Origin of the sequence: Paenibacillus nanchangensis (genome assembly GCF_046543445.1) — a bacterium.
GTDB classification, from domain to species: Bacteria; Bacillota; Bacilli; order Paenibacillales; family Paenibacillaceae; genus Paenibacillus_AQ; species Paenibacillus_AQ nanchangensis.
In genome coordinates this window covers 122,631-141,939 of record NZ_JBHOFD010000018.1, presented here as the reverse complement: position 1 = coordinate 141,939, position 19,309 = coordinate 122,631, and the positions used below count along the sequence as shown (strand labels likewise).

Annotated in this window: 20 protein-coding genes; 14 read left to right on the top strand and 6 right to left on the bottom strand. The window is 50.6% G+C overall.

Annotated elements, in window-relative coordinates:
* Positions 1-274: 274 nt before the first annotated feature.
* Entirely contained in the window at positions 275-667 is a 393-nt protein-coding gene (locus ACE6ED_RS16080; RefSeq protein ID WP_410828209.1) for a DUF2975 domain-containing protein, read from the bottom strand.
* Between the two features lie 9 nt (positions 668-676).
* Positions 677-862 carry a hypothetical protein gene (locus ACE6ED_RS16075; RefSeq protein WP_410828208.1) on the bottom strand — a complete coding sequence of 62 codons (186 nt, stop codon included), beginning with the start codon at positions 860-862 and terminating at the stop codon, positions 677-679.
* A 267-nt stretch (positions 863-1,129) separates the two neighbouring features.
* Between ACE6ED_RS16075 and ACE6ED_RS16070 the strand changes: the two genes are divergently transcribed.
* The 8 genes from ACE6ED_RS16070 (at position 1,130) to ACE6ED_RS16035 (ending at position 9,238) form a co-directional block, all read left to right on the top strand.
* The gene (locus tag ACE6ED_RS16070) at positions 1,130-1,894 is read left to right on the top strand and encodes a methionine ABC transporter ATP-binding protein (protein WP_410828207.1); all 765 of its coding nucleotides are present in this window, start codon (positions 1,130-1,132) and stop codon (positions 1,892-1,894) included.
* Entirely contained in the window at positions 1,887-2,549 is a 663-nt protein-coding gene (locus tag ACE6ED_RS16065; protein WP_410828206.1) for a methionine ABC transporter permease, read from the top strand. Before ACE6ED_RS16070 ends, ACE6ED_RS16065 begins: the two co-directional genes overlap by 8 nt.
* Positions 2,550-2,585: 36 nt before the next feature.
* The gene (locus ACE6ED_RS16060) at positions 2,586-3,476 is read left to right on the top strand and encodes a MetQ/NlpA family ABC transporter substrate-binding protein (RefSeq protein ID WP_410828205.1); all 891 of its coding nucleotides are present in this window, start codon (positions 2,586-2,588) and stop codon (positions 3,474-3,476) included.
* Between the two features lie 214 nt (positions 3,477-3,690).
* On the top strand, positions 3,691-4,365 hold the full coding sequence (locus ACE6ED_RS16055) for a response regulator transcription factor (protein WP_410828204.1): 675 nt from the start codon (positions 3,691-3,693) through the stop codon (positions 4,363-4,365).
* Complete coding sequence (locus ACE6ED_RS16050; protein WP_410828203.1) at positions 4,353-5,567, top strand: HAMP domain-containing sensor histidine kinase; 1,215 nt, start codon at positions 4,353-4,355, stop codon at positions 5,565-5,567. Before ACE6ED_RS16055 ends, ACE6ED_RS16050 begins: the two co-directional genes overlap by 13 nt.
* A gap of 88 nt (positions 5,568-5,655) precedes the next feature.
* Entirely contained in the window at positions 5,656-6,327 is a 672-nt protein-coding gene (locus ACE6ED_RS16045; protein ID WP_410828202.1) for an ABC transporter ATP-binding protein, read from the top strand.
* Complete coding sequence (locus tag ACE6ED_RS16040; RefSeq protein ID WP_410828201.1) at positions 6,324-8,753, top strand: ABC transporter permease; 2,430 nt, start codon at positions 6,324-6,326, stop codon at positions 8,751-8,753. Before ACE6ED_RS16045 ends, ACE6ED_RS16040 begins: the two co-directional genes overlap by 4 nt.
* Positions 8,754-8,770: 17 nt before the next feature.
* Entirely contained in the window at positions 8,771-9,238 is a 468-nt protein-coding gene (locus tag ACE6ED_RS16035) for a hypothetical protein (protein WP_410828200.1), read from the top strand.
* A gap of 205 nt (positions 9,239-9,443) precedes the next feature.
* On the opposite strand, the gene ACE6ED_RS16030 is transcribed toward ACE6ED_RS16035, so the two are convergent.
* The 4 genes from ACE6ED_RS16030 to ACE6ED_RS16015 all read right to left on the bottom strand — a co-directional run bounded on the left by ACE6ED_RS16030 (position 9,444) and on the right by ACE6ED_RS16015 (position 14,588).
* Positions 9,444-11,990, bottom strand: a complete 2,547-nt coding sequence (locus tag ACE6ED_RS16030; RefSeq protein ID WP_410828199.1) for an ABC transporter permease — start codon at positions 11,988-11,990, stop codon at positions 9,444-9,446.
* Positions 11,987-12,682 carry an ABC transporter ATP-binding protein gene (locus tag ACE6ED_RS16025; RefSeq protein ID WP_410828198.1) on the bottom strand — a complete coding sequence of 232 codons (696 nt, stop codon included), beginning with the start codon at positions 12,680-12,682 and terminating at the stop codon, positions 11,987-11,989. The genes ACE6ED_RS16030 and ACE6ED_RS16025 overlap by 4 nt, the downstream gene beginning before the upstream one ends.
* 152 nt (positions 12,683-12,834) lie before the next feature.
* The gene (locus tag ACE6ED_RS16020) at positions 12,835-13,902 is read right to left on the bottom strand and encodes a sensor histidine kinase (RefSeq protein ID WP_410828197.1); all 1,068 of its coding nucleotides are present in this window, start codon (positions 13,900-13,902) and stop codon (positions 12,835-12,837) included.
* Positions 13,899-14,588, bottom strand: a complete 690-nt coding sequence (locus ACE6ED_RS16015) for a response regulator transcription factor (RefSeq protein WP_410828196.1) — start codon at positions 14,586-14,588, stop codon at positions 13,899-13,901. Before ACE6ED_RS16015 ends, ACE6ED_RS16020 begins: the two co-directional genes overlap by 4 nt.
* Before the next feature lie 405 nt (positions 14,589-14,993).
* Here ACE6ED_RS16015 and ACE6ED_RS16010 point away from each other — a divergent pair, with 405 nt between their 5' ends.
* From ACE6ED_RS16010 to ACE6ED_RS15985, 6 genes are all read left to right on the top strand, one after another.
* A complete protein-coding gene (locus ACE6ED_RS16010; RefSeq protein WP_410828195.1) occupies positions 14,994-15,299 on the top strand; it encodes a hypothetical protein in 306 nt (101 codons plus the stop codon).
* Between the two features lie 69 nt (positions 15,300-15,368).
* Positions 15,369-16,043 (top strand): PspA/IM30 family protein, encoded by a 675-nt coding sequence (locus tag ACE6ED_RS16005; RefSeq protein WP_410828194.1) that lies wholly within the window; start codon positions 15,369-15,371, stop codon positions 16,041-16,043.
* 4 nt (positions 16,044-16,047) lie between these two features.
* Positions 16,048-16,536, top strand: a complete 489-nt coding sequence (locus tag ACE6ED_RS16000; protein ID WP_410828193.1) for a PspC domain-containing protein — start codon at positions 16,048-16,050, stop codon at positions 16,534-16,536.
* Positions 16,537-16,539: 3 nt separating this feature from the next.
* Positions 16,540-17,247: a PspA/IM30 family protein gene (locus tag ACE6ED_RS15995; RefSeq protein WP_410828192.1), complete on the top strand. Its 708-nt coding sequence runs from the start codon at positions 16,540-16,542 to the stop codon at positions 17,245-17,247.
* Positions 17,248-17,413: 166 nt separating this feature from the next.
* Positions 17,414-18,061, top strand: coding sequence for a cell wall-active antibiotics response protein LiaF (liaF, locus tag ACE6ED_RS15990; RefSeq protein WP_410828191.1), 648 nt, complete (start codon positions 17,414-17,416; stop codon positions 18,059-18,061).
* A 33-nt stretch (positions 18,062-18,094) separates the two neighbouring features.
* The gene (locus ACE6ED_RS15985; protein WP_410828190.1) at positions 18,095-19,135 is read left to right on the top strand and encodes a sensor histidine kinase; all 1,041 of its coding nucleotides are present in this window, start codon (positions 18,095-18,097) and stop codon (positions 19,133-19,135) included.
* The last annotated feature ends 174 nt before the right edge of the window (positions 19,136-19,309 follow it).

Genomic DNA, 19,309 nt, shown 5'->3' with positions numbered 1-19,309 from the left:
CTTTCGCAGGCCGAGATCGGCAGCGCAACCTAGATCGGCAGCGCAGCCTGAGCTCGGCAGATACGCCTTGAGATCACTGGGCAAACCGGAGATCCGGTGCCAGAGTTGACTTTGAATCAGGTTGGAGCATTTTTCCCAACCAGATTCGTAATTTCGTTCAGCCGTTCTATGAGTTGCGCAAAGGCAACTGTCCGGTCTAGCGTGCTAACTTCATCACACCGTAAATCCCGCCGAATGTGCGTTCGCTGCAATGAAGCACTGTTTTTCTATTTTTTCAAGACGATTGCTTTATTGTGGTTAAATCGGCGCCAGGACTGGAACTTAGCTGATTTTCGCTCTGCGAAAGTTGAGTTATTAGGGTGATCGTCATTAAGGATAGTGCGATCGGGTTATAGCGTGGTGTCGACTTCCTCCTGTAATATACACCGTGCCGGAATACTTCGGCGATGCACAGGACGAGCAGGCCGATTCCAAGGCCTTTCAGGGAGACAGCGACATTGATGCTGAACACATCGTGCACAAACAGCCGATACATTACATTCATAAAGATATTGGATAACACGGAATAGGCAATAATAACAAATGCCAGTCTCCTCAAACGGTTGACATTATCCGGTACAAACGGACTGCCTGCGGACAGGCTCCCAACCAGATTGCGCAGCTGCAAAATAGCGATTTAATACACGGCCGCTCCAAAAATGAACCGGGAGAAGGCGGTAACCAGGTAAGCCGATTTGGGGCTGAACCGCTCAGGCGACAGCGGCTGAAACTGGGTAAAAGGAACGAGCAGGCTGTGATACCGTATCTGACAGCGAAACGGAGAAAGACCAGTGGGCAACGTCTTTTGCAGCCTCAAATACATCTTCCGGCCTGCAAAACCGTACGGGACAACGGTTTAAGGGGGCCTTAGGAAGGTTGCCGGCATCGTTGCTGAGTTATACGTCAAATAAAAATAGTGACACAGGATGGATAATGCCTTATTATTTAAGGGTATTTTTAATAAAACAGTTTTTAAATAATACTAGTACAAAATTCACCTGTCGGATTAGTGTGAAATGATGGGGGAACGCAGGAATGCCCTGTGAGGACAGATTCATGCAAGCGGCAAAAGCGAAAGGGGAGGGAGACGATGCTTTCCCTGAATCGGGTCAGTAAAAGTTATCCCGCGCCGGGCGGTCCCGAGCGGGTCGTGGATGATGTTACGCTTACGGTTGAATCCGGAGCGGTTCACGGAATTATTGGGCCAAGCGGGGCCGGCAAATCGACGCTGCTGCGGCTAATCAATCTGCTGGAGCGGCCGGACGAAGGTACGGTAACCGTGGCGGGAGACGAGCTCACACTGCTGGGAGACCGGGCGCTGCGTGAAGCAAGGCGTGGCATCGGCATGATTTTTCAGCAGTATAACCTGGTGGCCAACCGCAGTGTCCTTGGCAACGTAACGCTGCCGATGGAACTGGCGGGAGGGATGAGCGCCCGCGAGCGGCAGGAACGGGCGGAGGAATGCCTGCATTTTGTCGGCCTGACGGATAAGGCAGACCAGTATCCCGCCAGACTGAGCGGCGGACAACGCCAGCGGGTGGCGATCGCCAGAGCGCTGGCGAACCGGCCCCGGCTGCTGCTCTGCGACGAGCCGACTTCGGCGCTGGACCCGGGGACGACGGCCGAAATTCTTCAGGTGCTCCGGCACGCCAATGAAAGCCTGGGCATCACCGTAGTGCTGGTCACCCATGAGATGGACGTCGTCCGCGCCGTCTGCAGCCATGTCTCGGTGATGGAACAGGGCCGGATTACCGACTCCTTTTCCAGACAAAAGACGCCGTTCCGGCCGCCGGCGGGATATGGCGGCTCCTACCGGGAGCAGATTATTGCGGGAACGGGGGAGACGGATGTTTGAGGAGATGGCGAAGTACCAGACTGAAATGTGGCAGTCGATTGGCGAAACCTTCGTTATGGTCGGCATGGCGGATTTTGTGGCGGTGCTGCTTGGACTGCCGCTGGGGACGCTGCTTTATTTTACCCGCAAAGGACAGCTGTACGAGAATGGGACTTTATCTTTTGCGCTGAACAGTCTGGTCAACATTATCCGCTCTTTCCCGTTCCTGCTGCTGGTCGTGGCGCTTATTCCGGTCACCCGGATGATCGTCGGAACCGCAATCGGGACGGCGGCGGCCACCGTGCCGCTATCGGTCATCGCCATCGCGTATTATGCGCGGCTTGTGGAGCAGTCGCTGCTGGAAGTGCCGCGCGGCGTGACCGAAGCGGCGTTGTCCATGGGGGCATCAAAACTCGGGTTGATCTTCAAGTTTCTGTACGTTGAAGCCCGTTCCGGCCTTGTGCTGGGACTGACCACCTCAACAGTCAGCTTTATTTCGTTTTCGACGGTGATGGGCGTGGTTGGCGGCGGCGGCGTGGGGGATTTTGCCATACGCTATGGCTATCAGCGGTACGAGACTTTGGTCATGGTGTATGCCATTCTCGTTATGATCGTGCTGGTCCAGTTCGTGCAGTTCGCGGGCGGGACAGCGGCAAGACTGCTAGACAAGAGATAAAAAAGATACCAATCACACAAACGGGGGTTAACACTCATGTTCAAAAAAACAATGATGCTCGCGCTGGTGCTTGTTGTGGCACTGATCGCAGGCTGCGGACAATCCGGAAATAACAGCGGGAACAAAGCAGGCGGTGCGGCGAGCCCAAGCCCAAGCGAAACGGCAAAGGCAGAGCAAAACGGAACGGATGCGGCCGGAGCCGGTGAGCCGGTCAAAATCAAAGTAGCGACGTTGATCCCGCCAATGACGGACATTCTTGAAATTGTGAAGCCGCTGCTGCTGGAAGACGGAGTCGACATGGAGATTGTCGTTTTGTCCGATAATGTGCAGCCAAACGAGGCGCTGGCTAACAAAGAAGTGGACGCCAACTTTTTCCAGCACGTCCCTTACATGGAGCAGTTTAACGAAAGCAAAAAAGCCAACCTGACAGCGATTCAGCCGGTCTATGACGCGATCTACGGCGCGTATTCCAAACGGTACAAGAGCCTGGACGAGCTGCCGGAAGGCGCAACGCTGGCAGTGGCCAACGACCCGACCAACACGGGAAGATCGCTGGTTATGTTCGAAGAAGCGGGACTGCTCAAGCTGAAAGAAGGCGTTGGTTATGCAGCGACTCCGGCTGATATCGTGGAGAACCCGAAGAATTTCAAGATCCTTGAGGTCGATCTGCTGATGCTGGCCCGGACGCTCGATGACGCGGACCTGGTGGCGATGACTCCAGCTTATGCGAAACCTGTGGGTCTGACTCCCAAAAAAGACGCTTTGGCAACGGAATCGCCGGAAAATCCGTATTCGATTACGCTGGTTGCACGCGAGGACAACAAGGATTCGGATGCCATCAAAAAGCTGGCCGCCCGCATCAGCGGACCGGAAGTGAAGAAGTTCCTGGAAGACAATTACGCGGAGATTGCACTTCCCGCGTTCTAATGACACAATAGGTTGTAACACAGCACAGCGGCTGCCTGCCGGGGACTTCCCGGGGCAGCCGCTGTTTTTGCGAAAAGCTGTTAAAGCGTCTTAACTGTGGGAACTGCATTGTAAAATTGTGGATGGAATTTTATACTTATTATAAAGGCGGAATTCTTCACATTGGCATACTTAAATATATCTAATACTAATGAGACTGAATGGAGTAAAGATTATGACCAATCAAATTCTGATCATTGATGATGAAATGGATATAATCAAACTGCTGCAAGATTACTTTGAGATGAACGGTTATAAAGTCTTGACAGCACTGAGCGGAATAGAGGCTTTGCAAAAGGCGGCGAATAGTCCGGACATCATTTTATTAGATATTAATATGCCAGAAATAGACGGTCTCGAGGTATGCATGCGAATCCGGGATTTTGTGTCTTGTCCCATTATATTTTTAACGGCCAGAGTGGAAGATGCTGATAAAATAAATGGCTTTCGTGTCGGTGGAGACGATTATATCGTGAAACCGTTCAGCATTGATGAGCTTGGAGCTAGAGTAGCAGCACATTTGCGCCGTGAACGAAGGCGATCCGTCAAGACACAAACTAGATTTTCAGAAGATTTAGTTATTGATTACTCAGGAAGAATGGTTTACTACAAAGACCGTCCACTTTCCTTTGCTAAAAAAGAATTTGGGATCATTGAATTATTGTCGATGAACAGCGGCCAAGTCTTCGATAAAGAACAAATTTATGAACGGGTCTGGGGTTGGGAGCACGAGGGGGACAGCGCCGTTGTTTCAGAGCATATTCGAAGAATTCGTACCAAGCTTGCTGAGGTTAGCAGTCATGCATACATATTGACGGTATGGGGTGTGGGTTACAAATGGGTAGGTTAAGAAAGGGTTTTCGCAACTTATCCCTTAGGCTAACCTTTATGGTATATATGCTTGTATTTATACTTATTGCAGCACTGCTTAGTGTGATTACCATTAGTCAAGCAGGCCAGATGCGAAATCATTTGTTTTTAAAGTATAACGATTCTTATTCGTTAGCGGACATTGAGAATCCCGCAATTATTTATAATATTGAGAATATTAATACAGATTATTCTGATAAAGATAAACAGATCATTAAGTTCTGTGATTTCTTGGATTCTTGGTCTATTGTGATTTATTTTGGGTTATCTATCTTGTCGGCCTCTTTAATGTTTTACCGTAACAAGCTTAAAAAACCCATTGGAGTTTTGCGGGAAGCTTCTAAAAAAATTTCTAATAATGACTTGGATTTTCATATCGATCAAGATACTGAAGATGAAATGGGACAGCTCTGCGGATCATTTGAGAAAATGAGAGTTGCGTTGGAAGAAAGCAATCGCCGGATGTGGCGGTCTATAGAAGATAGAAAACAGTTAAATGCGGCTTTTTCACACGATCTGCGAACACCGCTGACAGTCATACGGGGCTACGTAGACTTTTTAAACAATTACTTACCAGATGAGAAGATAAGCAAAGAGAAATTACTGGATACGATTTCAACCATGAGCGCACATATTAAACGGCTGGAGAATTATGTGCAAATTATGGGCGAAGCACAAAGATTAGAAGATATAGCGGTAACCCGTATTAAAGTGAACAGTTCCTTCTTTGTGAAACAACTAATTAGTTCTACTGAAGTTTTAGTGCGGGACCAACCATTACAATTTTCATATGCAAATATGATAGATGAAGAATATATCTATATTGATACAGGTATGATTACCACAATATATGAAAATTTGGTTTCAAACGCCATGCGTTACGCGAGTCAGATGATTTCTGTCCATTTCGAACTTGTCGGGGGACGGTTTTCGTTGACAGTTAATGATGATGGTAGGGGGTTCTCAAGACAAGATCTAAAGCTCGCCACCACACCATTTTATAAAAGCAAAACTGAAATTGAGGGAAGCCACTACGGCATGGGGCTGAATATTTGCAAAGTCCTAGCTGAGAAACTCGGGGGTAGTGTCCTGCTGACCAACAATATACAGGGTGGTGCTTGTGTAAATGTTACCGTCTTATGCTCAGATGACCCTGATTTGGATGGGGCTGCGAAAAGTTGAAAAAAAATAGAGATTTGTTGGATATCCTTTCCTATGAGAACAACTTAGGGAAGGATATTTTTTTATTTTAAAAAGGAGGGAGTTATATATGATTTTAGAGGGAAATAAATTATGCAAATATTACGGAACAGGAGAGCGTCAGGTCAAGGCTATTCATAATGTTGATTTTTCTGTGGAGAAAGGTGAGTTTATATCCATTGTGGGGCAGTCTGGTGCAGGAAAAAGCACTTTAATGCATATCATTGGTGGTTTGGACGCACCCACAAGCGGGGAGGTCATAATACAAGGGACGTCCATTTACAGATTGTCAATGAGCGAATTGGCAGTATTTCGCCGTCGCCAAATTGGATTTGTGTTCCAAGCCTTTAATTTGGTACCTTCGCTTAATGTATGGGAAAACATCATCTTACCAATTGGGCTGGACGGTAAGAAAGCAGATATTGGCTATATTGAAGATATTTTAAATACTTTGGGGATTTACGAAAAGCGGACCAGTTTGCCAACCGTATTATCTGGCGGTCAACAGCAGAGGGTAGCCATTGCCCGCGCATTAGCAGCCAGACCCGCTATTGTGCTCGCCGATGAACCTACAGGAAATCTTGATAGCCGCTCCAGCAGCAGTGTATTGGATTTGCTGCGTCTATCGGTAGAGAAATATAATCAGACTTTAATTGTGGTAACGCATAATAATGAAGTGGCAAAGCTTGCTGACCGGACTGTTCGAGTGGTGGATGGTTCAATTGCAGAGGTAGCAGTATGAAAAATTTTATTACTGTTAAAGATGTATCACTGAAAAATTTACGTCACCACAGAAGCCGAACAATATTGACTATAAGTACCGTTGCATTATCGGTAGCATTGATTTTTGTGGTGCTGACCTACTTTTATTCTGACGATCAGCGTAGCAAGCGAGAAGCTACTAATGAGCTAGGTGCCTATCATGTACAGTTTGAGCATCTATTGCCAAAGCAGCAACTAGAAATTGAGAATAACCCGAAGATCAAAAAACATTATCTCTCCTACAATAGTAAAAATATAAAATCTGACTCCTTTGAAAAATTACACATAGACATGTCAATAGGCTATATAGAAGGAATAAATGAAGGATTGATTCAACTTAGGAAAGGCCGCGCGCCAGTTAAGGACGACGAAATGGTATTGGATAAATGGGTGGTCGAAGAATTAGGCTTCTCCTCCAGTCTTGGAAAGGTCATTCCATTGGATTTACAAATTATGAACGCTGGGAAAATGGAACATATCACAAAACGGTTTAAGCTAGTCGGTATTACTGATGATATCGCTGTACGGAAGGCGGCTAGAGCAGGACTAATGTTTGTATCCAAAAGCTTTTCCCAGCGTTATAGTCCAAACCCGGATGTTGTTCTATTTGCTCTTTTGAAATCGGACTTTAATGCTTCTTCTACGGCACATAAAATTGGCGTGGAGGCGGGGTTAAAAGAAGACCAAGTCCAAATAAACGAACGTTACAGCGGGGCATATGAGCAAAATCCTGTTTCGATTCTGAAAGCGGCCGTCGTTGTATTTGTAATTTTAATCAGTGCGGCCATGGTTATCTACAATATCTTCAATATATATATATCCCAGCAGATCCGTTTATTTGGGATGATGAAGGCGATAGGAATGACTCCTAAACAACTACGGAGGATGATTCGTACAGAAGGGTTGATTATTTCACTAGTTGGGAGCGTCATGGGTCTCTTGTTGGGGGGGATTGGCAGTGCTGCATTCATTCCCTTCTTAGGAAATGTTGCTAGTGGAGGTTCTGCATTGTTTGTTGAGATATCTCCTTATATAGTTTGCATTGTGTTTGTTGCAGGTCTGGTGCTTGTGATGTTTTCTGTTCACACTCCTGCCAAAAGAGTAGGGGAAATCACAGAGATCACGGCTATGCGTTACAATCCCGCTGAGGAGTTCGGGAAGAGAAATCACAGAATCAAAAATAAATTTAAAAGCTCTATAAGCGGTATTTCCTTGGTGTTGGCGCAACTTACTCGATATCGTAAACGAACCTGGGTAACCGTAACATCGATTACGCTGACAGGGCTTATTTATGTAATCACAGGGAGTATTTTAAGCAGTATGAATGTTGGCAATATGGTTGGAAGTATGGTTCCTGGTGATTATAAACTAAGTGCTGCCACTAGCCTTGAGTCTGATAAACGACTCGATTTGTTGAACGAGAATGTTATTAATCAAATAAATGTTATGCCAGGGATTAAAAAAGTAATGACAGAAATGTATGATGTATTAATTTATAACAAGCAGGATGCCAACACACATCTCAAAGATTTGACGAATATAAGAAATCCGGAAATTCGAACGGATATTTATGCTTACGATGATGCTTTAATGCAAAATATCCCTAAGATGCTTGGAAAAGATGATTCTGTACTAGAGAAAATGAGGTCTGGTGATAATCTCATTGCGATTGCAGAAGATGGAAGCTACCAAGCGGGAGACAAGATTCGATTGGCTGAGTATGGAGAAGGAAAAAAAGAACGAGTATTCACGATTGTTGGTGTATTGCCCAATTATGTAACGTATAAAGGCAATTCTTCAGAGGGAGGAGTCTTTATTGCCCATCAGAACTTGTTCAAACGCTTGAGTTTAGATCAACGGATCAAGCAAATTAGTGTATCAGTTGATCAAGAACAACAGGGCAAAGTGGAGCAAAGTCTAAAAGGCATTGCAACTGCCGACCGAAGAATAACGTTTACTTCTTTCCAAGAGATTTATGAAGAATTTAGTGGAATGAAGAATGTGATTGAACTGGCAGCTAATGGGCTTATTATAGCCTTGTTGATTATCAGTGTATTTAACTTGATCAATTCCAACTTAACTAGTATGTACGCTAGAAAACGGGAAATCAGCTTAGTTGAAGCTATTGGTTTGACTCGGAGCCAGTTAACCATGCAATTAGGCAGTGAAGGTCTACTTGTGATTATGATTAGTTTGCTGATTACCTTTTCGGTAGGTATACCTGCTGGATATTACGGAGTGGAATTTTATAAGCGATCGGCTGCCTTTGCCCAATACCAATTCCCGCTGGGAGCAATGCTGACACTACTTTGTGCCTACGTTGCTGTCCAGGTACTGACTACCTTGTACATGCAGCGGCGTTTGGGTCGGGAGAGTTTAATAGAACGCATTCGGTTTAGTGAGTAAACAAAGGGGATGTAATAATGGATATGCAAAGGGAAAGCATGAAAAAAGGTTATTGGCGCAGTTTAACTTTACTATTTTTTGTTATGATGCTTTTATCAGCATGCGGAAAAAACAACGGAGAGGGCATCTCCCCGGAATATAAGGGCGTAAAATACACAGGTGAAGGTACATTGGAAACGAAAGTTAATGTGGTTATCTTTAATGAAGATGAGGTTTTATTTTTGCAGACTGTTAAGATTATTGACGATCATCCTACCGTTTGGAAAGCCCTGCAGGCCATTTCGGACAATGTGGAGCAGGGCATGCCAATAGAGAAGGACCAGAAAGGGCAAGTAACCACGGTTGATGGTATTAAAAATGATGAAAACAGTCATTGGGAGCTTTTTATGAATAACGTATATGAAGCTGGGAATACAGAAGAAGTTGCAATTGATGAGGAGCAGCCCTTAACGTTAAGATACACAGCCCGGCCTCAGGAAAAATAGAAAAACTAAAGCAAGAGGTGCCCCCAGAAACGGGGATATCCTGCAGGGGATACCGGAAGGACAGACTTGCCATTGGGGAACTTCCGCCCTGTGGTATTGACGCATCGCTGGAAGCATGGAGCGGTCTCCGTTCCATAACAAACGAATTGCTCGTACAGGCAGGGAATTTTGATTTTCCTGCACTGTACGAGCAACTACGTTAATTTTATTCCGTCTCCCGCAGCCGTTCCACAATCGTAGCCCGGGTCAGCATCCGGTAAGCACCGAGCGTCACGCCATAGGCGATAAGGGCCAGCATAGGGGGCACCGCAATAAAGGGAAGCCACTGCATCCGGAATACGGTAAAGTCCATCAGGCTCGTGATTTTGATCGAGATCCAGTACGTAATAAGAGCTCCGACCGTGGACGTTAGCAATGCGGTCAGCAGTACGGTGAACAGCCCTTCGTAGGTCAACATCCGTCTCATCTGCCTGCGCGTCATCCCCACGCTCTCCAGCACCGCAAATTCATTGCGGCGGGTGACCACACCGGTTAGCACGCTGTTGATATAATTGACGATACCGATCAGCGCGATCACCAAGCTAAGGCCGTAGCCGATGGTCTGGAAAATACGGATAAAGCCGCCCAGTTCGTCCCGGTAATCCTGCCGCGTCTTGACCAGCAGGCCTTCTTTGGAGTCCGTGAGGGCGACCGCTGTCTGTTTTACCTGATCCAAGCTGTCAGAATCGGCATCCACTGTCACAGAGAGCAGGTGGGGCGCGGATTTAGCCGAAGCCGCGGCCTGTTTCAACTCCGAAGCCGGGAAAAAGGCATTGTAGCCGTTTGCGGAAAACGCTTGGGTTGTTCCCGCATACATCGCATCGTATTTCAGCACCGCCATCACTTCGTAGGTCCGGTTCAGTCCGGGATATGTAATTTTGTCCCCCGGATGATAATAAGTGATCTCATTGTCTTCACCCAGCAGCGTATAAGTCAGCAAAACGTATCCGCCCGATTCAAATTTTTCCCGGTCAAACTGGCCTTCCGCCACATCCTTCTCAAGCAAATCGTACCAGCCGGGATCTACGCCGTACATATTGACGTGAACTCCGGGTTCCCTTCCGGCCTGCCCCTTCAGTGTTGTCACCAGCCATGGGTCGGGTTCGGGAACATTGACGAGCCGCTCCAGCACGCCGCGAATCTGCTGGTCCAGCGGATAATATTCGGGTTTGTAGTACACCCGATCCGTTCGAGTCACGCCGGCGGTTTCATGCAGCGTCCGGTAGGCATCCTCCGATAACCCCCCCGCATCATCGGGATAATTTCCCGGATGCCGTACCGTATCGTCGGTTACCATCAGATCTCCCGTAATAAAGGTGCTAAGGTATTTGTTCACATCCAGGGAAGAAATAACCGTAAAAATAATGCTGAACAGCACGATACTCAGCGACAGCGAAGCCAGCATAAGCGCAAGCTTTTTCCGGCTGCGGAACAGATTTGAAAAAGCCATCGCAGGCAGCGCCGCGCCCCGTTTCGAGCGTTTGGTCTTCCGGCGTCCCCCGCCTTCGGACACGCCCGCGTATTTCACCGCTTCCACTGGAGCGACACGGGCGGCTATCCGGCCGGGCTTGCCCGCGGCAATGGCCACGGTCAAGAAGGAGAAAAGCGCAGCACCGCCGAACAGATACGGGCTTGCCGAATACGAGAGCTTCATCGATCCGTCGCCAATGGAAGCCGCAAGCGGAGTAATCCAGCGGCCTACCCCGTATCCCGCAGCCAGGCCAAACGGGAGGGAGCACGCGTACAGCAGCAGAGCTTGCATGCTAATAATCCGGCGCAGCTGCTTGGGTGTCGTCCCGACCGTCTTCAATAAGCCGTAGAATTTCACGTCCCGTACAACCGAGATATAAAAAATGTTGTAGATCAGGAAATACCCGCTGAGCATAATGATCAGAACAACCCCGGCGTACGGGACATAATTCATCCAGTTCTCCTCCAGCGAGACGGAGGAGTAGGCCCAGTTCACGCCAATCGGCGTGTCAACGCCCGTATCCGCCAGTACCTGCTTCAGCTTCTGCTCGATGTTGAAGGAGTTGTTGAACATGACGGACAGCTCGGTCGTGTTGATATTCGTGTCTGCACCTTCGGATGCCGGAGGAACATAGCCGGCAAAAAAATCATCGGTATAACGTTTCGACACGAAGGCCAGCCCCGCCATGGCCAGATGTTTGTCGGCTTCATAATAGCCGGACAGCACGAATTCTTCGGTTACTGTTCGGTCCCCGGCGCGAATGGTTAGCTTTACTGGTTCGCCCAGCCGGGGCAGTGTTCCAAGTTTGTTCAGCACCCATGTGTTTAACGCCACCTCGTTTTTAGCCTCCGGCAGCCCGCCTTCGATAAAATCGATAAACCCGTGTTTGGCGTAAGCTTCATCCACACGTTTTACCTCGACCGAGCTGCCGGCGAGCTCCTCATTCACGAGATCGCCGACATTCAGCGAAATGGCGTATTCCCGGATCGAAGGATGCTTCCGCAGCTTTTCCACCTCATCCGGCTGCAGATATTTGAAACCGCCGTGCATATCGGTGCCTACGGTGCGCATCTGGGTATATTGCATTGACTGGTTAAGATTAAAGGCCATGCTGAATACGGCGGTAATCAATAGGGTGGTCAGCAAAATGGCAATAACCGCGGTAACGTTGCGCAGCGGATTGCTTTTCAGACTGCGCAGTGCCAGCCGCCTTACCGCCTTGCGGTTTGGTGTGGCGATCATACCGGCAGCCCTCCGCGATCCGGACCTGCGGAGGCAATTCGTCCGTCCTCAATCCGGATAATGCGGTCTGCCGTTTGGGCGATTTGTTCATTATGGGTAATCATGACAATGGTCTGGTTGAACCGGTCGCTAAGCTGCTTCATCAGAATAAGTACTTCCTGGCTCGTCCGGCTGTCCAGATTGCCAGTCGGCTCATCCGCCAGGATGATGGATGGTTTAGTAGCAAGCGCTCTGGCGATGGCGACCCGCTGCTGCTGTCCGCCTGACAGATTGGCAGGCAGATTTTTCAGCTTTTCCTGCAGTCCAAGCGTCCGGACCACCTTATCCAGATACGGTTCGTCGATGGTCCCGCCGTCCAGCTCAATCGGCAAAACAATGTTCTCGTACACGTTCAGAATCGGAACAAGATTATAGCTCTGAAAAATGAATCCGACCGACCGCCGGCGGAAGATGGTCAGCTTGTCGTCGTTCATTGCAAAAATATCGTTGCCGTCCACGTACACTTTGCCTTCCGTCGGCCGGTCGAGCCCGCCGAGCATATGCAGCAGTGTGCTTTTGCCGCTGCCGCTGGTCCCGACAATTGCCACGAACTCGCCTTGTTCCATAGACAGAGACACCCCGTCCAGCGCGTTGACCGCTTGTTCGCCTTTTCCGTAGGTTTTCCTAACGTTCTCCATTTGCAGTATGGACATGTTCCATTCCCTCCATTGACGCTCTTTGGCGTATCGCCATCCTTTATAAGCGATCCTTGGTCTGCCTTCCGTCCATTCTTAGATGGGCTTCCGGCCTCTTCCAAAGTATCAAAGGAATCTGACAGGAGCGTGTCCGGAATCTGTCGTTTCAGTCACATTTCGCGCCTTGGCAAAAATAAAGAGAACCTGGAGCCGCGTCCCACAGCCGACGCCGCTTGAATATGTCCGCCCTGGATCGTTATGATTTCCCGCGCCAGATACAGGCCGATGCCCACTCCCGGCAGGTCGCGGACGTTCCGACCCCGGTAAAAACGCTGGAATATCGAATGGATTTCGTCTTCCGGAATTCCCGGTCCGTTATCTTCGACTTCCAGCCGGACAAACATCTCGTTGCTTTCGGCTGCCAGGCGGATGGAGCCGCCATCCGGGGTGTATTTGACCGCGTTGTCCAGCAGGTTAAGCAGCGCTTCGCTTGTCCATTTCGGGTCATGGACGGCTGTAATGCCGGAATCGCAAGTAACGTGGACCTTGATGTTTTTGTTTTCTGCCTGGCCGTATATGGAAGCGAGGACGGGGGTAATGGTATCGATCAGACGTTTGTCCGCCATGTTCAATGAAATCAATCCACTTTCCAGCCTTGACAGTTTTACAAGCGTCTGAATAAGCCATTCCAGCTTCATGGATTCCTCTCTGAGCTGATGCAGCAGGTTGTTTGCCTCCGGGTCCAGTCCGGGCGTCTCCGCCAAAAGCTGGCCATACAGCACCACATTGGACAAAGGGGTTTTGGTCTGATGCGAAATATCGGAGATTAGGCTTTTTATTGTATTTTTTTCGAGTTCCATACTCCGTTCCTGGGCTTTGGCGATCCCGATATACCGTCTTAGCTTATGCTCCAGGGAGGAGAGTGCGGTCTCTTCATAAGCAAACATCGGTTCATTCCCGCGGATTGCGGTTTCGACCATCTCGTCCGTCCGGGCCAGCATGGCGCGGGTATCCCGTTCCGCCAGCTTGCGCCAGGCGACCCCGGCAAAAAGCAGCCCGGCAAGGAGCAGCACCGACAGCCCGATCAGCTTCGACGTCCAGCCGTACAGGTAGATGACGGCACAGGCATACAGCAGGATGCAGAGGATGGCAGCGGAAACAACGGCAACCTTGGCTAGCTGCGGCGTTCTTTTTCTAAAAGAGGAGGGACGCGCCGGCCGCTGCGGGTTGTCCATCATAATTTTCCCTCCGGCCACATGTAGCCAAGTCCGTATACCGTTTTGATATAAACGGGCTGAGAGGGGTCCTCCTCCAGCTTGGACCGCAGCCGTTTGACGGCTACGCTGAGCGCATTTTCATCCACAAAATCGGCGTCGACACTCCAGATGCCTTCCATTAGCTGCTCCCGCGTCAGGATACTGCCGGTGTGAGAGGTCAGCATTCGCAGCAGCTTCTGCTCGGTTTTGCTGAGATTCAGCGGTTCGCCAGCTTTGGCAAACTCCATTTTGGCAAAATCGAAGCGAAATAGCCCGTATTCCAGCAGGTCTCCGCTCCGGCCTTCCGACCGCCGCAGCACTGCCAGCACTCTTGCCCGCAGCACCATCAGACTAAACGGCTTGGTGATGTAGTCGTCACCGCCAAGCTCCAGCCCTGCGACAATATCCGTTTCCATATCGTTTGCCGTCAAAAAGACAACGGGCACCCGGTTGTTGGCACGGCGGAGCTGTTCGCAGTAATCTAGTCCGCTGCCGTCGGGCAGGTTGATGTCGAGGATAATCAGATCGATCCGGCGCCGCGCCGCGATTGACCGGGCGTCCGCCAGCGTGTAGGCCTGTTCTATCCGGAGCCCGCTCTGGGCCAGCGCAAGTGCGATGCCTTTGTTCAGGCTGCGGTCGTCCTCGACGATAAGCAGTGTTTTGTCCATCCTGCAGCTTCTCCTTCTATAGAATTCGACAGGTTCATTATACACGTCCGCAAGCAAGCGGACAGCGTATTATCGCAGGGCGGGCACTGGTCTGGCATCGTCTGGCATCGTCAGGGCTGGACCACGCGTCCGGCATCGCAGCGTGGGAGTGAAAGGCTATCCTTTACTGCCGGAAAGGGCTGTCCTTCCCCCGTTAAATGAAGCGTTAGGGGTGGGGTAGCCGCATCTATTCCGGCAAGCGGGTATATCCCCGCTGCTTCCGCCAGGGCCAGTGCCGTCCCGGGTCGCAGTACCGCCCCGTCTAAGGTCCAGTTCCAAAAACCGTCCCCGGTCCGTTTTGAAGAATCGCCAGGGAGTCTACAATAAGGACATAAGCAAGACGAAGACGAAAGGCGGTGAGAAATCATGCAACGAAATAAAGGAAACGGACTGGCCATTGTTCTGATCGGTCTCGGCGCGCTGATGCTGCTGGGTATGCTGGCTCCCCTGGTTCACGGGTTGTTCCGCATGTTGTTCCCGGTTCTGCTGATCGCTCTCGGTTACTACGCGGTTAAGAGCGGACGCAAGTTTATCGGTTGGGCGGTTATGTTTGTCGGCGTTATGTCGCTGATCGCCAAGCTATCCTGGCTGATCGGACCGCTGCTCGGTCTGGGTCTGGTGGTCATCGGAATCTCGGTGCTCAAAGGCGGCGGCAGACGCAGTACTTACTGATTGCGCCTTTACTACTTAAATAGGACACATAACCGGTTGAAATAAACGGTAAGGAGGGAGCAGGTTAACATGAGTGTTTTTCGCCGAATGCGCGACATTACGATCGCGAATTTGAACGAACGTCTGGAACAAAGTCAGGACCCGGTCAAGCTGATCGACCAGTTCCTGTACTCGACCCGCGAGGATATCAGCGAGGCAGAGAAATTGTATCAGCAGTACGCATCCCATACGAGACAACTGCAGCAGCAGGTGGATCAGGCGGCAAACATGCGCAACAAGCGTGAAGAACAGGCGATGCTCGCGTTGAAAGCTGGTGAAGAGCATCTGGCCAAGCTAGCGCTGCAAGAAAAAATTATCCACGAGGAGAAGCTGGAGCAGTACAGCGGACTGCTGGAACAGAGCCGGCAATCGCTGCTCGAACTCGAACAGCAGCTCGGGGAACTCAAGATGGAGTATCAGACGGTTTACAACAAACGTCAATACTACTCGGCCCGGATGGAAACGCTCCGCCTCCAGCAGCGGCTGAACCAGCGGGCGGCGGCTTTTGGAGGACAGGACGTGCCGAAGATGTTCGGACGGCTTGAAGATCAGATGAGCGATTGGGAGCTTGAAGCCAAAAGCCTGCGCGATCTGCGCCAGATGGGCCGCGAGAGCATGGGAGCGGCCGGCGAATCGGTAGGCTCCATGCTCGAAAGGGAAATGGCCCGGCTGAGAGAGAAGCTGGACAAAGGCGGAAAGGAGTAATGGCATGACCCGAATGTATCGTTCCACACGCGACAGAGTAATGACCGGCCTAGCCGGCGGCCTGGCCGAGAATTTAGGCATGGACTCCACACTGCTGCGGATTCTGCTGCTGGTTGCGATTCCTTTTACAGGCGGCCTTGTCATCCCGATTTATTTTGTAGTCGCGATGGTTGTTCCTAAGGAACGCGGTCCATATCACCCGCCATTCGGACAGCACGGCGGTCACGAAGGACCTTACGGCGGCGGCCCCTACGGGGGACCTTACGGCAGACCTCCGCAAGGACACGGCCCGTATGAGAACGGTCCTTACGGACAAGGAACACCGAATTACGGACCGAGACCCGAACAGCCTGGATACGGCAAATCGAATGCTTTTGGATCCCAGGATTCCGGACTGGATGCCATGATGAAAGATATTGAATTTAAAGCGCTCAAAAAAGAAGTTGAAGAACTGAAAGCCAAACTTGCCAAACACGAGAAGGGAGAAGTGTAAAACATGGGAGTATTTAAAAGAATTAAGGATATGACGAAAGCATCGGTAAATGATCTGTTGGATAAGGTGGAAGACCCGATTGTAATGCTCAACCAGTATCTGCGCGATATGGAGGCTGAGATTCATGATGCCGAAGTAACCGTAGCGAAGCAAATGGCTAATGAACGCCGCATGAAGCAGCGTGTAGACGAAGCTGTGAAAATGGGTGCCCAACGCGAAGCCCAAGCTGAACTGGCCCTGAGAAACGGCCAAGAGGAAGTAGCCCGCAAACTGCTGGAAGAGAAAATCTACTTCGACCAAAAGCAGTCCGAATACGCCAACCTGCACGCAGAAGCCGAAGTACATGCGAAAGAGCTGGTGCAACAGCTGCATGACATGAAAGACGAATTCTACAAGCTGCGCAACAAGCGCAACGAGCTGGTATCCCGCGCTCAAATGGCTAAAGCCAAAAAGCAAATGGCGCAAATCAGCAGCGTGCATTCCATCGAAAGCGGCAGCGCGTCGCTCGGATTCCACCGGATGGAAGAAAAAATCATGCAGCTGGAAGCGGAAGCCGACGTACTGCGCGCTCCGTACCGCCCGACAGGCGCTTCCTACACCAGCCCGATTGATGCCGAAAAGCAGCTGAAGGTGGAAGAACAGCTCAGCGCTCTGAAAAACAAGCTGGGTGGAGCAAAATCCGCACCAACGCTCGACAAAAAACAAGACTAGTCCTGTTCCCGCCGGTGATGCGGTGCAGTAACGAAATGCCTGTTCCCGAACCGCAGGGGATATGATATGCTGAACTAGGAAAAAGCCATACGGTGTGGACTCCATACCGGCATGGCTTTTCCGGCGGTTTACCGGCCGTTTGAATAGACTAACAAGGAGGTGCGGCATGGATAAGCGGAACCGGATGATCGCACTCGGCCTGATCGGGCTGGGGCTGGTCATGATATTTGGCAGATGGATCGGCTTTGTCACGTTTGTCGCCCTTCTGTTTTTGCTGGCCGGCATTTACCGGACGACCAAAGGAAATGTAAAACAGGGGTATACGCTGCTTGGCATCGGCGCTGTGCTGCTGCTGCTGGATCACCTAGTGCTGGTGCTTGGGATCTGTCTCGTCTCGCTGGGTCTTTTTTTCGCCAAGTCGAAGAAGCTGCAGAAGAACAACCGGTTTATGCAAAAGCAGAATTTCATGTCCGGCTTTGACTGGGACCGGTCGCCGTGGGTGCTGTACAATATGAGCGCCTGGCATGTACTCGGGGAAGCGGATTTGGATCTGTCGCTGGCGATGCCTGAGCAGAAGGACTCGGTCATGCTGTTCCAAGGTATTTTTGGCGATATGGATATCAGTCTGCCCGAGGATTACGGCGTGGAGATTGAAGCATTTGTGCTGTTTGGCTCAATCGAATTTGGCAGCCAGCGCGACACGGGGATGATGAACCGGCTGAACTGGCGGTCGGCGAATTATGAGACCAGCGAATATAAAGTAAAGTTCGTTATTTCTTATTTGATGGGCGATTTGGATGTGCGGCTGACATGATTCCAAGTGGAGTAAAGGAAGGGAGGGCCCCGGATGGGTTCCGATAAAAAAGCCAACATGGTGTCGCGCAGCATGGGTGAAGGGGCGCTCCTGTCCTTTGTCATGCTGCTGGCGATCCTGTACACTCTATATACATACGGATATTTGGAGCCGTTCGATAACTGGCGGATTGGCGTCCGGACGGTAGCCACGCTTATTTTGCTGCCGCTTGGCCTTGGCCTCGGCTTCGGGTTCTACCAGAGCTTCCGGGTTAAACGCAGGCTGGAGCGTTTGCGGGAGACCCTGCTGCTGTGGGAAAAAGGCAATCTTACGCTGACGATGCCCAACCTCGGTGAGGACGAGCTTGGCAGACTGGGCGAGCAGCTTGCGCGGATCAGCGGGAAGTGGGAAAATCAAGTCACGACGCTGCAGCGTCTGTCCTCTCATAACGCCCAGCTGGCCGAGCAGGCCCGGGTGACGGCGATCGTCGAGGAGCGGCAGCGGCTGGCCCGCGAGCTGCACGACGCCGTCTCCCAGCAGCTGTTCGCCATTTCGATGACGGCGACGGCGGTCGGGCGTACGCTGGAGAAGGATTTTGACAAAGCCCAACGTCAGATTGCGTTGATTGAAGAGATGGCGGCGGTGGCCCAGTCGGAGATGCGGGCGCTTTTGCTGCATTTAAGACCCGTTTATCTGGACGGCAAGGGATTGGAGCAGGGACTGAGCGAGCTGATTAAAGAGCTGAAGGTTAAGGTTCCGATTGAAATTGTGTTTGAAATGGACCCGGATGTGCATTTGCTGAAGGGTGTAGAAAATCATTTGTTCCGGATTGTGCAGGAATCGATTTCGAATACCCTGCGGCATGCCAAGGCGGAGCGGATGGAAATCCGGGTTCACCGGCGCGGCGACACGGTGCGGATGACGCTGCGGGACGACGGGGTGGGATTTGAGCTGGACGACACGAAGCAGGCCTCTTACGGACTTTCGAATATGCAGGAGCGTATCGACGAGATCGGGGGTTCGATCCAGTTTATCACTGCGCCGGGTAAAGGGACGAGAATCGAGATTACAATCCCCGTAGTGGAAGAGAAGTAGACGGCTGCCGTTCGCCCGCCTTACTCTCCTTGCCTTCAGCGGGCGTGGACTTTAAGGCGGCAAACCTAGGGGCGGGGGATGCCGGCCATCAAGGCGTTTTAACGCCGGGCTTGTTTTTTCGGCGGTCTGCCGGAAGCACGGGCCGGGCAGTAAAGGGCCAGTTTTTTTCGATAG